Genomic DNA, 15,557 nt, shown 5'->3' on the forward strand with positions numbered 1-15,557 from the left:
TTCTACAGTTGTGGAGCATATCGGAGTCGAACCGATGACCTCTACGCTGCCAGCGTAGCGCTCTAGCCAGCTGAGCTAATGCCCCAAATTATTTTTTCTCCATCTCCTACCAGCTGCGGATTTAAGCTGTCTTTTATTGATCTTCATTCCCCAAAAAAATTATTTCAACCCACTCAAAACCAAAACAGGGATTTTAGAACTATGAAAATCTTGCTTTAAAATTACATCATCTTCCCAAAGTTTTGAGAAAAAACCACGTTTACGTCTTACCACACATAATAAATCTGGGTTGTGATTTCTATAATGCTCCAATACAGCCTGAAACGTCGTTGGTCTTTCTGCCATTGTTGTATTGGTAATCATATTCTTTAATTCATCATTGAGTATAAAATCGTCTTCGTTGTGATGAGCCGTTTTTACCAAAAGGATATTAACTACAGCTTTAAATTGATTTTTAATTGCATGCAAAGGTTTTAAAACACCCTCTTTCTTAATTATGGCTGACTTAACTGCTATCAATATTTTAACTATCGGTTTGTAAACGTACCCTTCTGGAACAATTAATGCTGGTATTTGAGTACGCTTTACAATTTTGCCCGAGGTTTTTCCTAAATACACCTCTTCCTTTATAGAGTTGGTCCGTGGCTCTAAAATAATTAAATCAACATTTAGATTCTCGCAAACCTTTTCAATCGTATCAATCAATTTTCCTTTAAACGTTTTAGTAATAACCTCAACACCTTTTGTATCTATAGATTCTACATGAGATTCTAAAAATGTTTTGGATTCACGCTGAATAATATGATCTACCTTAATCATGGTTCCTGCTTTGGTGTAAACATTATATATTTGAACCACATATAATTTAGCACCAAATGCTTTAGCAAAATCAACCGCATATTGCAGGTGTGATTTTGCATTTTTTGAAGACCCAACAGGAACTAATATCGTTTTCATTTTCAGAATTTTGTAACATTTGTCGTCAATGTCAATTATTATTTTAACTAGCAAAAAACATTAACTGCCAAACGCCCATTATGGACTGATTTGTTGCAAAAATAATCATAATAAATGATTCGTAAAGGTAATTTAGAAGATATAGATGCCATAATGCACCTAACTAAAGCCTGTGCCAAGGTTATGATTGCCAATGGCATTTACCAATGGAATGAGCATTACCCCAATAAATCGGCTTTTAGAAATGATGTTAAACGAGAAGAACTCTACATATTGGAAATTAATAATGCCATAAAAGGCACCATTGTTATTTCTACGTTTATGGACAAAGAATATATTCCTATAAAGTGGCTAACAAAAAATGAAAACAACATTTATATACATCGCTTGGCAATTCATCCCGAATTACAAGGAAAAGGCTATGCACAACAGCTTATGGACTTTGCAAAACGATATGCTATAGATAACAACTATAGTTCTATTCGATTAGATACCTTTTCGCAGAACAAAAGAAACCAAAAGTTTTACGAACTTCGCGGCTATAAACGATTAGGCGATATTTTCTTTCCTAAGCAAAGTGAATATCCTTTTCATTGTTACGAATTGGTCCTTTGAGTACGTCAATTACATTAAAACAAATCAACAAACTTGCCATACCAGCTTTAATTTCTGGTGTATCTGAGCCTATTCTATCGTTAACTGATGCCGCTATTATAGGTAATATGGATTATAATGCCACAGAATCTCTAGCTGCCGTTGGTATTGTTACCACATTTTTATCGATGCTCATTTGGGTTTTAGGGCAAACACGAAGTGCCATTTCGTCTATCGTATCGCAATATTTGGGTGCGGATAAATTGAGTGAGGTGAAGAATCTTCCTGCCCAAGCCATGTTTCTCATTACATCCTTAAGTGTATTAATAATTTTGGTCACCTATCCTTTTGCTGCTCAAATTTTCAAGCTTTATAACGCATCGGATTTAATTTTGAATTATAGTGTAGATTATTACCAAATTCGTGTTTTCGGATTCCCTTTTACCTTATTTACCATTGCTGTATTTGGCACATTTAGAGGACTTCAAAATACGTATTACCCTATGTTAATTGCTATAACAGGTGCAATTGCTAATATTATTCTCGATGTGGTTTTAGTTTACGGAATAGAAGACATAATTCCTGCAATGCATATAAAGGGTGCGGCATATGCCAGTGTATTGGCTCAAATTATTATGGCCTTACTTTCAGCGTATTACATTCTTAAAAAAACAGATATTCCTTTATTGGTTAGATTTCCTTTTAATTCAGAAATTACGCGTTTTGCATTGATGATTCTCAATCTGTTTATAAGAACCATTGCGTTAAATGTGGCTTTGTATTTTGGTACGAGCTATGCCACTAAATACGGAACAACATATATTGCAGCCTATACTATTGCAATTAATCTTTGGTTTTTAGGTGCTTTTTTAATTGATGGCTATGCGAGTGCTGGTAATATTCTATCAGGAAAGTTATTTGGTGCAAAAGATTATAAAACGCTCTTTGGTTTAAGTAGTAAACTTATTAAGTACGGTATTGTTGTAGGTCTCGTCATTGGCATTATTGGTGCATTGTTCTACTATCCTATCGGAAGCATTTTTACAGATGACCAAGCTGTTTTAGATGAGTTTTACAATGTGTTTTGGATTATATTGGCCATGCAACCTTTATGTGCTTTAGCTTTCATTTTTGATGGTGTTTTTAAAGGCTTGGGTAAAATGCAATACCTTAGAAATGTACTCTTGTTTTCAACACTTCTGGTTTTTATTCCAGTTATCTTTTGGGCAGATGAACTTGGTTACAAACTATACGGAATTTTCATTGCTTTTACCTTGTGGATTATAGCCCGAGGACTACCACTGATCATAAAATTTAGAAAAACATTTAAACCGCTAGTGCAAAACACTTAAATTTGAGCTATAAATCAATTGAATTATACCACAAACTTCTATCAATGAATTTACTTATTGCAATATTACAGGAAGTCGATATTGACGAAAAGCTAAAAGAAGCACCGGACAGCAGTTATGGTATTGGTGTTTTTATTGGCACTTTACTCCCTTTTATTGTTTTAGTTGCCATAGCTTATACGATTTATAGATATAATAAAAACAGAATAAAAGACGAATAGAATGGACATTCTTAATTTTTTAGGTGGAAACGGCTTATTCTTAATTTTAGGAATAGTGCTTATTGTGGTCTATTTTTATAATCGAAATAAAAGACGCTAATGAGCAATATTCGTATTACAAAACAATTTTCTTTTGAAACGGGCCATGCGCTTTATGGCTATGATGGTAAGTGCAAAAATGTACATGGTCATAGTTACCGCCTAGATGTTACCGTAATTGGGGTTCCGATTTCAGATAACACTAATGTAAAATTCGGAATGGTCATCGATTTTGGCGATCTTAAGAAAATAGTAAAAGAAGAGATTGTTAATGTGTTTGACCATGCGACTGTTTTTAACAAAAACACACCTCATGTCGAACTCGCTAAAGAGCTTCAGAACAGAGGTCATAATGTGCTTTTAGTAGATTACCAACCTACAAGTGAAATGATGGTTATTGACTTTGCCGAAAAGATAAAACAACGCTTACCGGGCAATATTAAACTTCATGCTTTAAAACTTCAAGAAACAGCAACCAGCTTTGCAGAGTGGTACGCTTCTGATAATGAATAATAGTCATCACATAGAAATTCCTAAAGGGAAAAAAATCTATTTTGCATCCGACAATCATTTAGGCGCACCAAACATAGAGGCTTCTCGTCCCAGAGAAAAGAAATTCGTGGCTTGGCTAGATGAAGTTAAGCATGATGCTGCTGCTATTTTTCTACTCGGGGATTTATTCGATTTTTGGTTTGAATATAAAACTGTCGTTCCAAAAGGTTTTACAAGAACTCTTGGTAAGCTTGCTGAAATAGCAGATTCTGGTATTCCAATTCACTATTTTGTAGGCAATCACGATTTATGGATGAATGGTTATTTTGAAGAAGAATTAGGGATTCCTGTATACCATAAACCTCAAGAATTTACGTTTAGTTTTGGGGCTTCAACTATGCTCAGCCATCATACTTTTTTTATTGGGCATGGTGATGGTTTAGGTCCTGGGGACAAAGGTTACAAACGTATGAAACGAGTACTTACAAGTCCTTTCTTTAAATGGTTATTTAAATGGGGCCATCCTGATATTGGTATGCGGATTGCTCAATATTTTTCTGTAAAAAATAAATTGATTTCTGGTGATGACGATGCTAAATTTTTAGGGGAAGACAATGAATGGTTGGCTGTTTATAGCAAACGTAAACTTGAAGAAAAGCATTGCGATTTCTTTGTGTTTGGCCACAGGCATTTGCCTTTAGAGATTCAGTTGAATGAAACATCAAAATACATCAATCTAGGAGATTGGATTCAGTACTTTACATATGGTGTTTTTGATGGTGAGAACTTTAAGCTTAAAGAATATTAGGTTTTTACATCATCGTAACTGTCCTCAACATCTTGCTGCAAGTCAAGTTCTCGCAAGGACTTGTTCCGCATACTAATTATAGCAACAATGATAAGTGTTACTGTACCTCCCATAACTACAGCTAAAGGCGCACCAAAAATCCGTGCTGCTATACCACTTTCTACAGCGCCGAGCTCATTAGATGAGCCTACAAACATAGAGTTTACCGCACCAACGCGACCACGCATTTCGTCTGGTGTCTTTAGTTGAAGTATGGTTTGTCGGACGACCATGGATATACCATCGAACACACCAGAAAAAAACAAGGCTAAAACACTAAGCCACATTAATTTTGAAGCCCCAAAAACAATCATAAAAACCCCAAAACCAAAAACTGAAACCAATAGTTTTTTACCAGTGTTTTTAGTAATTGGGATATAAGTTGTCGCCAACATAGCAATAATACTACCAGAGGATAAAGCTGCATTTAATATCCCAAAACCTTTTGGACCTGCATCCAAAATATCTTTTGCAAAAACTGCAAAGATAGCTACTGCCCCACCAAACAAAACGGCAATCATATCTAAAGTCAGTGCTCCCAAAATTATTTTATCGTTAAAGACAAATCGTATTCCCGATTTTAGACTCTCTTTAACCGACACATTCGTTGCGGTATTTAAGATTGGCTTTTTATCAATCTGAAACACAAGAACCAAAGCCACCATTACCAATATAAAAATAATACCGAGTGTTGAATGCACCCCTATCCACGCAATTAAAAACCCACCACACAATGCACCAAAAACGCTTGCTCCTTTCCATGTACTACTACTCCAAGTCGCTGCATTAGGATACACCTTTTTAGGCACCAAAAGTGCTATGAGAGAGAATATTGTTGGGCCGAAAAATGCTCTTAAAACACCCCCAAAAAATACCAATGCGTAAATACCAAATAAAATTGATGAGGTTTCCCAATGCGTTTCAATATATGCCGAAGTTAACCAAAACAACCCGAAACTTATTAATGAAAACAAAGCAATACAAAGCCTAAATAAGTTTCGTTTTTCTTTTTTATCAACGATATGCCCTGCAAATGGTGCTAAGAAAAATGCTGGTAAAAATTCGCATAAACCAATTGCTGCTAAGCTCAATTCGTCATTGGTTATGGAATATACCTGCCATTCTATAACCACAAATTGCATAGACCAAGCTAAAACCAATGCAAAACGTAATACTAAAAAGATATTGAACTCTTTAAATCTTAAGGCTTGGTATGGGTCGGTTTTTGACAAATTATTTGATTGGGAGATCTAATGGGTTTATTAGTGATTTTGTACAAATGTAAAATAAGCTAAGGTCTTATTTTAGTTTTCGATCAGTTTAAACTCGACACGCCTGTTTAATTGCCTCCCACCTTTTGTGTCGTTGCTTGAAACAGGGTTGGAACTTCCAAATCCAAAAGATTTAATTCTCGTTAGGTTTAAACCATGCGAAATTAAGTAATCTGCAACTGCTTTGGCACGCTGTTCTGATAATTCTTTGTTTCGCTTATCCAATCCCTTGTTATCAGTGTGTCCATATATTTCTATATTTAAATCTGGGTGTTCTTTTAAATATTGCTGTAAATCATTCAACTCATCAAGTGAAACCTCTAATAATTCAGCCTTATCAAAATCGAATAACACGTTGTTGAAGGTGTGGGTTTTATTTACTCTAATTTCTGGTTTTACATCTTGTTTTTCTGACTCAACTACATCAATCTCATTTTCTTGTTCAATAGGCTCAATTGATACATCGTCTATATAATAATATGAAAACACATCTGGCTTTAAAGGAATTACTTTGCTTTTTTCTGTTGATGCGTTTGAATCAAAATTTCCAATTGAGAAAAAGCGTTCATATCCTTCAGCAGTATATTTAAAAGATATTTTTACCCATTCACTACTGTTGAGTAAAAACTCTTTTTTTATAATAGGATGGTATTTCACATTAGACATACGACTAGAAAATGCTTTAGCATCTATATAAGCTTTACTTTTAAAAACGTTGAATTTCTCTCCCGTAGCCATAAACCCGAGCTCCCTTAATGCATATTTTGAGCTATCAGCTAAACTTACATAAAATGTTACTCTATACTTTTTCCCTCTAACGAGCACATTTTTTAGCTTACCTTGAATATATTCTCTGTAGTTCTTTTTATAAAATACATGGATTCCTGCATACCCATTACCTGTCCTAGCTTTTTGAAACCCAATAAAATTTTTGAATCCCATTTTTTCGCTACAAGAATTGAAATAATCAGTAGTACCGTTATTTGGAATACTCCAATGCTTCACATTTTTATGAAAGAAACTAATATCTCTTGGACAATCATAAAATTCCTCAAAACTTGGATTAATCACTTGGTTTTGCGCAAATACTATTTCATATAAAAAGAGGACTATTATAAAGATTAGCTGTTTCATGTTTTATCGGCGATACCTTTATAAATTTTATTCTTTAATATCCTTAATCTTCAACTGTAAACTCACATTACCATTCCAATGGTTTTCATCAATAGAATATACAATACTAAATGGTCTTCGGTTTTTAATAATATCGATTTTATCCCCCAAACCAAAGCCAATACATACCAAATTATCTGCAAAAGATTGTGTCGCAGTAAATCGTATATGTTTATCGTCTTCGCCTACACATTTTCCCCAACCTGTATCCTTTACGTTTTGTGTCATAAAGGTTGGTGACATGTTACCTGGTCCAAATGGTGCAAATTGTTGAATAATTCGAAACAATTTAGAATCTACTTGGTTTAAACCAATCTCTAAATCAACTTTTAATTCTGGTGTTAATAACTTAGGATCAATTTTTTCCTTGACGACTGATTCAAACTTAGCTTTAAATGCGTTATAATTTTCGGGCAATAGAGTTAATCCTGCAGCGTACTTATGCCCTCCAAATTGCTCAATATGCTCTGAGCAAGCCTCAAGCGCATCATACACATCAAATCCTTTTACGGAACGTGCTGAAGCCGCTAATTTATCTCCACTTTTAGTGAATACTAAAGTTGGCCTGTAATAGGTCTCCGTTAAACGAGAAGCAACAATACCAATTACACCCTTATGCCAATTTTCATTATAAACCACAGTCGTAAAATGGTCTTGCTCATTGTATTCTTCAATTTTAATTAAAGCTTCTTCAGTAATTCGTTTATCTGTTTCGCGACGGTCTGTATTAAACTGATCAATGTCTACAGCATACTCAGCAGCCAAATTAAAATCGGTCTCTGTTAAAAGGGTTACCGCATGATTTCCATGTTTCATACGACCAGCTGCATTAATACGAGGGGCGACGACAAAAACAACATCAGTAATGGTCAATTCTTCTTTTTTTACCTCAGCAATTATAGCTTTCATTCCTGGTCTAGGATTGGTATTAATCACTTGTAAACCAAAATATGCCAATGCTCTATTCTCGCCTGTAATTGGTACGATGTCTGCTCCTATTGCTGTAGCTACTAAATCGAGATATTCTGTCAAATCTTCAACGGTTTGACCTTGGTTGGATGCTAATGCCGTAATGAGTTTAAACCCAACTCCACAACCACAAAGTTCTTTAAAGGGATACTCACAATCGTATCGTTTTGGATCTAAAACTGCTACTGCATCCGGCAAATGTTTTCCCGGTCTGTGATGATCGCAAATAATAAAATCGATTCCTTTTTCTTTTGCATAACTTATCTTGTCAATGGCTTTTATTCCACAATCCAAAGCAATAATTAATGAAAAATCATTATCGTGAGCAAAATCAATACCTTTATATGAAATGCCGTAGCCTTCATCATACCGATCTGGAATATACGTTGCTACAGAATCTATTCTCGTTTTTAAGTATGAAGACATTAAAGCTACAGAAGTCGTACCATCGACATCATAGTCTCCATAGACCAAAATATTTTCGCCATCTGCAATAGCTTTTTCAATTCTTGAAACTGCCAAATCCATATCCTTCATTAAGAAAGGATTGTGTAAATCTTCAAAGCTTGGTCTAAAAAATGTTTTTGCCGCTTCATAAGTGTCAATACCACGTTGTAATAACAATGTAGCAACTATATCATCAACTTGAAGTGCTTTTTTTAAAGTGTCTATTTTTGAAGCCTCTGGTTTTGGCTTTAGATTCCAACGCATATAAAATTAAATATTACGTTTTGTGCCTATATGATAAACTATATTCGTTTCAATTTTAGCAAAGCGTCTAAACATCTCCATAACGCCACAATATTTTTCTACTGATAAATCTACGGCACGTTCACATTTATTTTTATTCAGATCTGAACCATAAAAATGGTAATCCACTACAACCGAATGGTAATATCGTGGATGTTCGTCTGTGAGTTCACCCAAAACTTCAATCTTAAAATCGTCAATTTCCTCTTTCATTTTATCTAAAGTAGAAATGACATCTAGCGCTGTACAACCCGCTAAAGAAGATAACATCATCGCCTTAGGTGACAAGCCATAACGCTCTTCTTGTCCTTCAATATCAGTGTCCATTATTACAGATTTACCGCTGGGGTTATCAGATTCAAAGGTTAATCCACCTTGCCAATGTGTTACAATTTTATCAGCCATATTCAAAATATCTAAATTACAAATGCCTAAAGTTAACAAGTTATAATGGTTTAAAAAGATTAAAGTGCGCTAAAGTTTAGTTTGCAACGCAAGTGTACTTTAAGTACTTTTAGACACTTCAAACCTTAAGTAAACAAAACTATGGCATTAGTAACTCCATTGTCTCCGGACCACGATCTAGAAACCAGAGAATTAGCTGAATTTTTTAACGAAACTCTTGGGTTTTGCCCAAATTCTGTTTTAACCATGCAGCGCAGACCAGCTATAAGTAAAGCTTTCATCAACTTGAACAAAGCTGTCATGGCTAATGAGGGTCGAGTTACCTCAGCACTTAAGCGTATGATTGCTTGGGTAAGCAGTAACTCAACAGGTTGTCGTTATTGCCAAGCGCATGCCATTAGGGCAGCGGAACGCTATGGCGCAGAACAAGAACAATTAGATAATATTTGGGAATATAGAACACACCCTGCATTTTCTGAAGCTGAGCGTGCTGCTTTAGATTTTAGCTTGGCCGCTTCATTAGTGCCAAATGCTGTAAATGCAGATATTAAAAAACGCCTATATGAGTATTGGGATGAAGGTGAAATTGTTGAAATGCTTGGTGTCATTTCCTTGTTTGGTTATCTTAACCGTTGGAACGATTCTATGGGCACTGATATTGAAGACGGTGCTGTTGAAAGTGGCGACCTATACCTAGGTAAACATGGTTGGGAGAGCGGTAAACATGATGGAAGTGAATACTAAACGCCAATTTAACATAAAACTACTATGGTGCAGTGCTTTACTTATTGTGTTTAGTTTATACTGTAGCTGTAATTTTTCAAAAGACAATACAAAAGATGATTCATTTATCTTCATTGGACGAAATGCCTACACAACCAACAGTTACGATGGCATGGAATATTATCGCCTCAATGAAACCAAAGAATTTATGGACGGTTATTACGTTGTTGGCAATGAAGTTTCCAAATGGGAAGAGTTTGAAGTAAAAAAAGGGCTTCTTAATGGGGATTATATTGTTTTTCATCCCAATGGTGAAATATTTTCAAAAACCCAATACAGAAACGGTAAACGTAATGGTGTAGAGTTAAATTATTCAACGGTTGGTGTTCTTATCAAAAAAAGCACTTATAAAAATGACATATTGGTTGGGTCTCAATATGGCTATTTCGATAATGGAAAAATACTGTCTGAATCTAAATATGATGAGGAAGGTAAACGTCTCGAAACTTTAAATTATAATTTACTTGGACATATTATTTCGCAAAGTTTTATTAAAGACGGAAGAACCATTACTCAAAGAATTACTGGTGGTAAAGTTTTTTCAGAACATGTAAAATCTAATTACGACGCTTACGAAACTTTTAAGTTTTTCAATGAAGATGGTAGTACAAAGTTATACCTAAGACAACTCGAACAAAATGATACTATGTATATTCTTGAACTCAATGATGAAGGGGAAGAAATAAAGCGAGTTGACTTAAAAACTAACCCACAAGAAGCCATGAAATATTTTAATCTTTTTCAAGAAAATTTAAACCCTTAACTCAAAATGATATTGACCGTATTTTGTAGTTTAGGCACCACCAATTCCTCAAACCAAGGATTTTTAGCACGCCAAAATCGGTTGGTTGGTGATGGATGTGGTATTGGAAAGTATTTTGGCAAATAACTTTTGTATTCACCAACAGTTTCAGTCAATGTTCTTTTGGCTTTATCTTTTAAATAATACTTCTGAGCATAAGCACCAATCAAAATAATCAATTCTACATTGGGCATTTGTTCTAATAATGCATCGTGCCATTGCGGTGCGCATTCTGGCCGCGGAGGTAAATCTCCTGTTTTTCCTTTTCCTGGATAACAAAAACCCATAGGCATAATGGCAAAATTCTCAGTATCATAAAATTGTTCATCAGTAACCCCTAACCATTGTCTTAATTTTTTTCCGCTTTGATCATCCCAAGGAATTCCAGATTCATGAACTTTGGTTCCTGGTGCTTGTCCTATAACCACAATCTTAGAATTGATATGAGCCGTTGCCACTGGTCTTGGCCCTAATGGCAAATGTACTTTGCAGATAGTACATTGAGATATGTTGTGTAGTAATTGTTTCATTAAACTTAAGTATGAGATTTTGAAACAAGTTCAGAATGACAAAGCGGTTCTACTTTTTCCCAGCAACCACAATTACAATCTCACCTTTTGGAGGTTTGTTGGTATAATGTTCCAAAACGTCTTTAGCATTTCCACGAATAGTTTCTTCATAGAGTTTGGTTAATTCCCTCGAAATTGAAACCAATCTGTCTTCACCAAAATAGTCACAGAAATGTCCTAAAGTTTTTACCAACTTGTGTGGACTTTCATAAAAAATCATAGTTCTGGTTTCTTCAGCCAGTAGTAAAAGTCGTGTTTGGCGGCCTTTCTTTACTGGTAAAAACCCTTCAAAAACAAATTTATCATTGGGTAAACCACTATTGACCAAAGCAGGCACAAATGCTGTTGCGCCCGGCAAACATTCTACCTCGATATGGTTTTCAACACAAGCCCTAACCAATAAAAACCCAGGGTCTGAAATCGCTGGTGTGCCAGCATCGCTAATGACAGCAATGGTTATCCCCGACTTTAGTTTTCCTATCAAACTATCAACCGTTTTATGCTCATTGTGCATATGATGGCTTTGCATAGGTGTTATTATCTCAAAATGATTTAAGAGCTTTCCTGAAGTTCTAGTGTCTTCTGCTAAAATTAAATCAACGTCTTTTAAAACCTCAACAGCTCTAAAGGTGATATCCTTTAAATTTCCGATAGGTGTTGGTACCAAATATAGTCTACTCATTAATCTCTTAAATATTTACCCAAAAAATAAGACGGAAAAATAGCTATAAGCCCATAAAAGGAAAAGCCCATTATACCGTGGCCTGCATAATGATGTGCTGCCGTTGCCAAAACCAAATTAAAGAAAAACCCGGCATAGGTCCATTCTGTTAACCATTTGCTTGGTCGCCAAAGTACTATCGCTACACCGATTATTTTTAAAACCGCTAATGGAATTACTATATAGGTTGGGTAATTAAAACTTTCGAAAAAGCCTTTTATAATCTCAGTTTTTGTAAAGTACATAAAAGCCGAATACAGAAAAATTCCGCATAAAATACCAGTACTTGTCCAATACAAAACGTGTTTGGTTCGCATTGGTTTAGTTGAATTTGCCTTCTACGATTTCAATAAAGCGTTCTTCGTATTCTTCTTTGCCTTCCCAGTTACTATAATCGGGTTTTACCATTTCAGTAATCAGTTTTTGGGCTTCAGAAAAAGAATTGGTCGTATTTATTTGAGAAACAACACGCTCGTAATCTTCATTCTTACCTTCAAACAAATGTTTTATAAAAGCTAATTTATCATTTAAGCCGATTTGAAGCGTCTTACCCTTGAGCTTATCATTCAAAGATTTTTTGCCCTGTTCAACTTCACGTTTTTTAGCATCTTCAATAGGTTCAAACTCTGGTATATCGGCAAAATCCGAAGTAATGGTTTCAAACTCTATGGTTTTTGGTGTTTCATTTGCAACCGCTTCTTCTACCATAACATCAACCTGTTGTGTCTCCTCTGGCATTTGTGCCACCATATCTTTAATCTTCTCCATAACAGGTTCCATAATACCATCGTCTTCAACCTCATCTAAGTTTACATAGGTTTTATTGTCTACTTCAATATTATCGCTGATCTTATTATTAAAGGCCGTGTCTAGCATGTCAAAAAAGGATGAGTCGTTACCGATGGTTGGCATATCGTCTTCAAAATTTTCTTTTGCAAACTTTAAAACCGTCAACTTTTCGTAAAGCTTTGCGACTTCTTCGTGCATTCTATCCACATCTTCCTTACCTTTTAGTTTTAGAATCCTATGCGCTATGCTAACTAATTCTGATTCTAATTTCTTTCTCATCTATTCTAAATTTTTTAGTTTTTAAAATGAAGAAACTAAAAATTTCCTCACATTCAGTAATTCACACAAAAAGCTCTATCATTCATATTACAATTCAATGATAAAATTTCTTTATGCTCATTTCATGAATTTTACTTTTTATTTTTAATAAATTTGCGTGACCTTTATACAAACGAAAAAAGGCAGCTATTTAGTGCTAAAATTACGAAATGTTTCTCGAAAATACGGTAAATCATAAAGAACAATTTGGATGGATTGAGGTGATTTGTGGATCTATGTTCTCTGGTAAAACTGAGGAACTGATTCGCAGATTAAAGCGAGCCAAATTTGCAAGACAGAAAGTGGAAATCTTTAAACCCACTGTTGATGTACGTTATGATGATGAAATGGTAGTCTCCCATGACGATAATGAAATCCGTTCTACTCCCGTTCCTGCCGCTGCAAACATACCTATTTTAGCAGATGGTTGTGATGTAGTTGGTATTGACGAGGCCCAATTTTTTGATGATGAGATTGTACGTGTCTGTAACGACCTCGCCAATAAAGGTATTCGTGTTATCGTTGCTGGTTTAGATATGGACTTTAAAGGAAATCCGTTTGGGCCAATGCCTTACCTTATGGCCACTGCTGAATACGTTACAAAAGTACATGCTATTTGTACAAAAACAGGAAACTTGGCGCAATACAGTTACCGAAAAGCAAAAAGTGACGATTTAGTTTTATTGGGTGAAGTTGACGAATACGAACCTTTAAGTAGAGCCGCATATTACAAAAGTATGTTACGCGACAAGGTAAGACAGATGAAGGTAAAAGATGCTGAAGAAATCCAAACTAAAGAAAAAAAGCCTGATGCCTAAAGCTAAAGAAACCGTTCTGGAAATTGATTTAGGTGCACTTACCCATAACTTCAATTATTTAAAATCTAAGCTACGACCACAGACCAGGTTTTTAGCTGTGGTAAAGGCCTTTGCTTATGGCAGTGATTCTGTAGAAATTGCAAAACACCTTCAAAAACTTAATGTCGACTATTTTGCTGTAGCTTATACCAAAGAAGGTGTTGCCTTGCGTGATGCCGGAATTACAACTCCTATTTTGGTGTTGCATCCACAACCCACAAATTTTAAACTCATTATTGAAAGATGTCTAGAGCCAAGCATTTATAATGCTAAGGTTTTAAATGAATTTATAAAAGTTGCTGAACAAGAAAAACAATCGAATTATCCGGTACATATAAAATTCAACACTGGATTAAACCGTTTGGGTTTTTGGGGAAATGATGTAGATTATGTAGTGTCGAAACTAAAACACACAACATCTATTACGGTTAAGTCCTTATTCTCACATTTAGCAGCAAGTGAAGATGCAAATGAGATTGATTTTACGCAACGTCAAATTGAGAACTTTAAAGGTATAGCAAAAGCATTTAAAACTAAAATAGATTATCAACCTTGGTTACATATTTGTAATACTTCTGGTGTTCTAAATTATCCTGATGCACATTTTGATATGGTTCGCTGTGGCATTGGTCTTTATGGTTTTGGTAATTCTGAAAAAGAAGATAAAAACCTAAAACCTATTGCAAATCTAAAATCTGTCATTTCTCAAATACACAAGATTGAAAAGGATGAAACTGTTGGCTATAACAGAGCTTATAAAGCTAAAGGTTTTGAAAAAACTGCAACGATCCCTATCGGTCATGCCGATGGAATTACCAGAATTTATGGTAACGGTAGAGGATATGTAATCATCAACGGTAAAAAAGCGCCAATAGTAGGCAATGTATGTATGGATATGATAATGGTAAACATTACAGACATAGATTGTAAAGAAGGAGATGAAGTTATAATTTTCGATACAGACCACAAGGCATCTCATTTTGCCCAATATGCCAACACAATTTCATACGAAATATTAACCGCTGTTTCACAGCGTGTTAAGCGTTTGTTTATTAATTCAATCTAGTTATTATATTTTCTACATTTGAGTTTTTTAGGTATTTTAGTGCCTTCATAACTAAACTCTAACTAATTATGCTAAAAGAATTTAAAGAATTTGCAATGAAAGGCAATCTTGTCGACATTGCTGTAGGTTTTGTAATGGGTGCTGCTTTTAAAGAGGTGGTAACAGCATTTACAGGTGGAATTGTTTCTCCAATAATTGGATTAATTTTTGATTCGGACTTTAAAGCATTAAAGTATAAACTAAAGGATGGCAAACTAAACGATGCTGGTGAAATGGTAGGAGAAGTCTATTTAGAATACGGTACATTTTTAACTAATGTTATTGACTTTATCATTGTTGCATTCGTTATGTTCCTGGTAGTTAAGGCTGTAAATAAAATGAACAAAAAAGAAGAGCCTGCACCAGAAGAACCAGCAGGACCATCTGAGGTAGAACTACTGCAAGAAATTAGAGATGCTCTAAAAAAATAAAACGATTTAGCGTCACCGCTACATTATATATAGTTAATCAAACCCAGATGTAAAATCTGGGTTTTTCTTTTTGTTAGAACAAAAAAGTTAAATAATTAACATTTTGTTTTTT

The 15,557-nt window shown here is 34.9% G+C and carries 19 protein-coding genes and 1 tRNA gene; 10 read left to right on the forward strand and 10 right to left on the reverse strand.

Annotated features, from left to right (window positions below):
- Positions 1–11: 11 nt before the first annotated feature.
- A tRNA-Ala gene (locus tag KCG49_RS07455) sits at positions 12–85 on the reverse strand.
- Between the two features lie 74 nt (positions 86–159).
- Positions 160–957 (reverse strand): universal stress protein, encoded by a 798-nt coding sequence (locus tag KCG49_RS07460; RefSeq protein ID WP_218545565.1) that lies wholly within the window; start codon positions 955–957, stop codon positions 160–162.
- 114 nt (positions 958–1,071) lie between these two features.
- On the opposite strand from KCG49_RS07460, the gene KCG49_RS07465 reads away from it, so the two are divergent.
- From KCG49_RS07465 to KCG49_RS07485, 5 genes are all read left to right on the forward strand, one after another.
- Positions 1,072–1,572 (forward strand): GNAT family N-acetyltransferase, encoded by a 501-nt coding sequence (locus KCG49_RS07465; RefSeq protein ID WP_218545566.1) that lies wholly within the window; start codon positions 1,072–1,074, stop codon positions 1,570–1,572.
- Entirely contained in the window at positions 1,569–2,903 is a 1,335-nt protein-coding gene (locus KCG49_RS07470) for an MATE family efflux transporter (RefSeq protein WP_218545801.1), read from the forward strand. Before KCG49_RS07465 ends, KCG49_RS07470 begins: the two co-directional genes overlap by 4 nt.
- A 44-nt stretch (positions 2,904–2,947) precedes the next feature.
- Positions 2,948–3,124, forward strand: coding sequence for a hypothetical protein (locus KCG49_RS07475; protein ID WP_218545567.1), 177 nt, complete (start codon positions 2,948–2,950; stop codon positions 3,122–3,124).
- 99 nt (positions 3,125–3,223) lie between these two features.
- Entirely contained in the window at positions 3,224–3,676 is a 453-nt protein-coding gene (locus tag KCG49_RS07480; RefSeq protein ID WP_218545568.1) for a 6-pyruvoyl trahydropterin synthase family protein, read from the forward strand.
- Between the two features lie 10 nt (positions 3,677–3,686).
- Positions 3,687–4,463: a UDP-2,3-diacylglucosamine diphosphatase gene (locus KCG49_RS07485; RefSeq protein WP_218545803.1), complete on the forward strand. Its 777-nt coding sequence runs from the start codon at positions 3,687–3,689 to the stop codon at positions 4,461–4,463.
- Here the strand turns inward: KCG49_RS07485 and KCG49_RS07490 are convergent.
- The 4 genes from KCG49_RS07490 to KCG49_RS07505 form a co-directional block, all read right to left on the reverse strand.
- A complete protein-coding gene (locus KCG49_RS07490; protein WP_218545569.1) occupies positions 4,460–5,734 on the reverse strand; it encodes an MFS transporter in 1,275 nt (424 codons plus the stop codon). The genes KCG49_RS07485 and KCG49_RS07490 overlap by 4 nt on opposite strands.
- A gap of 72 nt (positions 5,735–5,806) precedes the next feature.
- A complete protein-coding gene (locus KCG49_RS07495) occupies positions 5,807–6,907 on the reverse strand; it encodes an OmpA family protein (protein ID WP_218545570.1) in 1,101 nt (366 codons plus the stop codon).
- A gap of 27 nt (positions 6,908–6,934) precedes the next feature.
- Positions 6,935–8,626: a single-stranded-DNA-specific exonuclease RecJ gene (recJ, locus tag KCG49_RS07500; RefSeq protein WP_218545571.1), complete on the reverse strand. Its 1,692-nt coding sequence runs from the start codon at positions 8,624–8,626 to the stop codon at positions 6,935–6,937.
- Between the two features lie 6 nt (positions 8,627–8,632).
- On the reverse strand, positions 8,633–9,070 hold the full coding sequence (locus KCG49_RS07505) for an OsmC family protein (RefSeq protein WP_218545572.1): 438 nt from the start codon (positions 9,068–9,070) through the stop codon (positions 8,633–8,635).
- 141 nt (positions 9,071–9,211) lie between these two features.
- Here KCG49_RS07505 and KCG49_RS07510 point away from each other — a divergent pair, with 141 nt between their 5' ends.
- Complete coding sequence (locus KCG49_RS07510; RefSeq protein ID WP_218545573.1) at positions 9,212–9,814, forward strand: carboxymuconolactone decarboxylase family protein; 603 nt, start codon at positions 9,212–9,214, stop codon at positions 9,812–9,814.
- On the forward strand, positions 9,774–10,616 hold the full coding sequence (locus KCG49_RS07515; RefSeq protein WP_218545574.1) for a toxin-antitoxin system YwqK family antitoxin: 843 nt from the start codon (positions 9,774–9,776) through the stop codon (positions 10,614–10,616). Before KCG49_RS07510 ends, KCG49_RS07515 begins: the two co-directional genes overlap by 41 nt.
- On the opposite strand, the gene KCG49_RS07520 is transcribed toward KCG49_RS07515, so the two are convergent.
- The 4 genes from KCG49_RS07520 to KCG49_RS07535 are packed head-to-tail and all read right to left on the reverse strand — an operon-like array spanning position 10,613 to position 13,013.
- A complete protein-coding gene (locus tag KCG49_RS07520; RefSeq protein ID WP_218545575.1) occupies positions 10,613–11,185 on the reverse strand; it encodes a uracil-DNA glycosylase family protein in 573 nt (190 codons plus the stop codon). The two genes, KCG49_RS07515 and KCG49_RS07520, sit on opposite strands and share 4 nt — an antisense overlap.
- A 49-nt stretch (positions 11,186–11,234) precedes the next feature.
- Positions 11,235–11,906: a 16S rRNA (cytidine(1402)-2'-O)-methyltransferase gene (rsmI, locus tag KCG49_RS07525; protein WP_218545576.1), complete on the reverse strand. Its 672-nt coding sequence runs from the start codon at positions 11,904–11,906 to the stop codon at positions 11,235–11,237.
- Entirely contained in the window at positions 11,906–12,262 is a 357-nt protein-coding gene (locus KCG49_RS07530) for a DoxX family protein (RefSeq protein WP_218545577.1), read from the reverse strand. Before KCG49_RS07530 ends, rsmI begins: the two co-directional genes overlap by 1 nt.
- A gap of 4 nt (positions 12,263–12,266) precedes the next feature.
- Positions 12,267–13,013 carry a DUF8457 domain-containing protein gene (locus tag KCG49_RS07535; RefSeq protein WP_218545578.1) on the reverse strand — a complete coding sequence of 249 codons (747 nt, stop codon included), beginning with the start codon at positions 13,011–13,013 and terminating at the stop codon, positions 12,267–12,269.
- Positions 13,014–13,222: 209 nt separating this feature from the next.
- Here KCG49_RS07535 and KCG49_RS07540 point away from each other — a divergent pair, with 209 nt between their 5' ends.
- From KCG49_RS07540 to mscL, 3 genes are all read left to right on the forward strand, one after another.
- Complete coding sequence (locus tag KCG49_RS07540) at positions 13,223–13,870, forward strand: thymidine kinase (RefSeq protein ID WP_218545579.1); 648 nt, start codon at positions 13,223–13,225, stop codon at positions 13,868–13,870.
- Positions 13,863–14,975 carry an alanine racemase gene (alr, locus tag KCG49_RS07545; protein WP_218545580.1) on the forward strand — a complete coding sequence of 371 codons (1,113 nt, stop codon included), beginning with the start codon at positions 13,863–13,865 and terminating at the stop codon, positions 14,973–14,975. The genes KCG49_RS07540 and alr overlap by 8 nt, the downstream gene beginning before the upstream one ends.
- Before the next feature lie 68 nt (positions 14,976–15,043).
- Entirely contained in the window at positions 15,044–15,445 is a 402-nt protein-coding gene (gene mscL / locus KCG49_RS07550; protein WP_218545581.1) for a large conductance mechanosensitive channel protein MscL, read from the forward strand.
- Positions 15,446–15,557 lie beyond the last annotated feature (112 nt).

The sequence above is a fragment of the Winogradskyella luteola genome (assembly GCF_019203985.1).
Lineage (GTDB): Bacteria > Bacteroidota > Bacteroidia > Flavobacteriales > Flavobacteriaceae > Winogradskyella > Winogradskyella luteola.

What these genes read in the sequence shown, in the direction of transcription:
- KCG49_RS07460 (WP_218545565.1), bottom strand. Translation starts at nt 957, where the DNA reads ATGAAAACGATATTAGTTCCTGTTGGGTCTTCAAAAAATGCAAAATCA.
- KCG49_RS07465 (WP_218545566.1), top strand. Translation starts at nt 1,072, where the DNA reads ATGATTCGTAAAGGTAATTTAGAAGATATAGATGCCATAATGCACCTA.
- KCG49_RS07475 (WP_218545567.1), top strand. Translation starts at nt 2,948, where the DNA reads ATGAATTTACTTATTGCAATATTACAGGAAGTCGATATTGACGAAAAG.
- KCG49_RS07480 (WP_218545568.1), top strand. Translation starts at nt 3,224, where the DNA reads ATGAGCAATATTCGTATTACAAAACAATTTTCTTTTGAAACGGGCCAT.
- KCG49_RS07495 (WP_218545570.1), bottom strand. Translation starts at nt 6,907, where the DNA reads ATGAAACAGCTAATCTTTATAATAGTCCTCTTTTTATATGAAATAGTA.
- recJ (WP_218545571.1), bottom strand. Translation starts at nt 8,626, where the DNA reads ATGCGTTGGAATCTAAAGCCAAAACCAGAGGCTTCAAAAATAGACACT.
- KCG49_RS07505 (WP_218545572.1), bottom strand. Translation starts at nt 9,070, where the DNA reads ATGGCTGATAAAATTGTAACACATTGGCAAGGTGGATTAACCTTTGAA.
- KCG49_RS07510 (WP_218545573.1), top strand. Translation starts at nt 9,212, where the DNA reads ATGGCATTAGTAACTCCATTGTCTCCGGACCACGATCTAGAAACCAGA.
- KCG49_RS07515 (WP_218545574.1), top strand. Translation starts at nt 9,774, where the DNA reads ATGGTTGGGAGAGCGGTAAACATGATGGAAGTGAATACTAAACGCCAA.
- KCG49_RS07520 (WP_218545575.1), bottom strand. Translation starts at nt 11,185, where the DNA reads ATGAAACAATTACTACACAACATATCTCAATGTACTATCTGCAAAGTA.
- rsmI (WP_218545576.1), bottom strand. Translation starts at nt 11,906, where the DNA reads ATGAGTAGACTATATTTGGTACCAACACCTATCGGAAATTTAAAGGAT.
- KCG49_RS07530 (WP_218545577.1), bottom strand. Translation starts at nt 12,262, where the DNA reads ATGCGAACCAAACACGTTTTGTATTGGACAAGTACTGGTATTTTATGC.
- KCG49_RS07535 (WP_218545578.1), bottom strand. Translation starts at nt 13,013, where the DNA reads ATGAGAAAGAAATTAGAATCAGAATTAGTTAGCATAGCGCATAGGATT.
- KCG49_RS07540 (WP_218545579.1), top strand. Translation starts at nt 13,223, where the DNA reads ATGTTTCTCGAAAATACGGTAAATCATAAAGAACAATTTGGATGGATT.
- alr (WP_218545580.1), top strand. Translation starts at nt 13,863, where the DNA reads ATGCCTAAAGCTAAAGAAACCGTTCTGGAAATTGATTTAGGTGCACTT.
- mscL (WP_218545581.1), top strand. Translation starts at nt 15,044, where the DNA reads ATGCTAAAAGAATTTAAAGAATTTGCAATGAAAGGCAATCTTGTCGAC.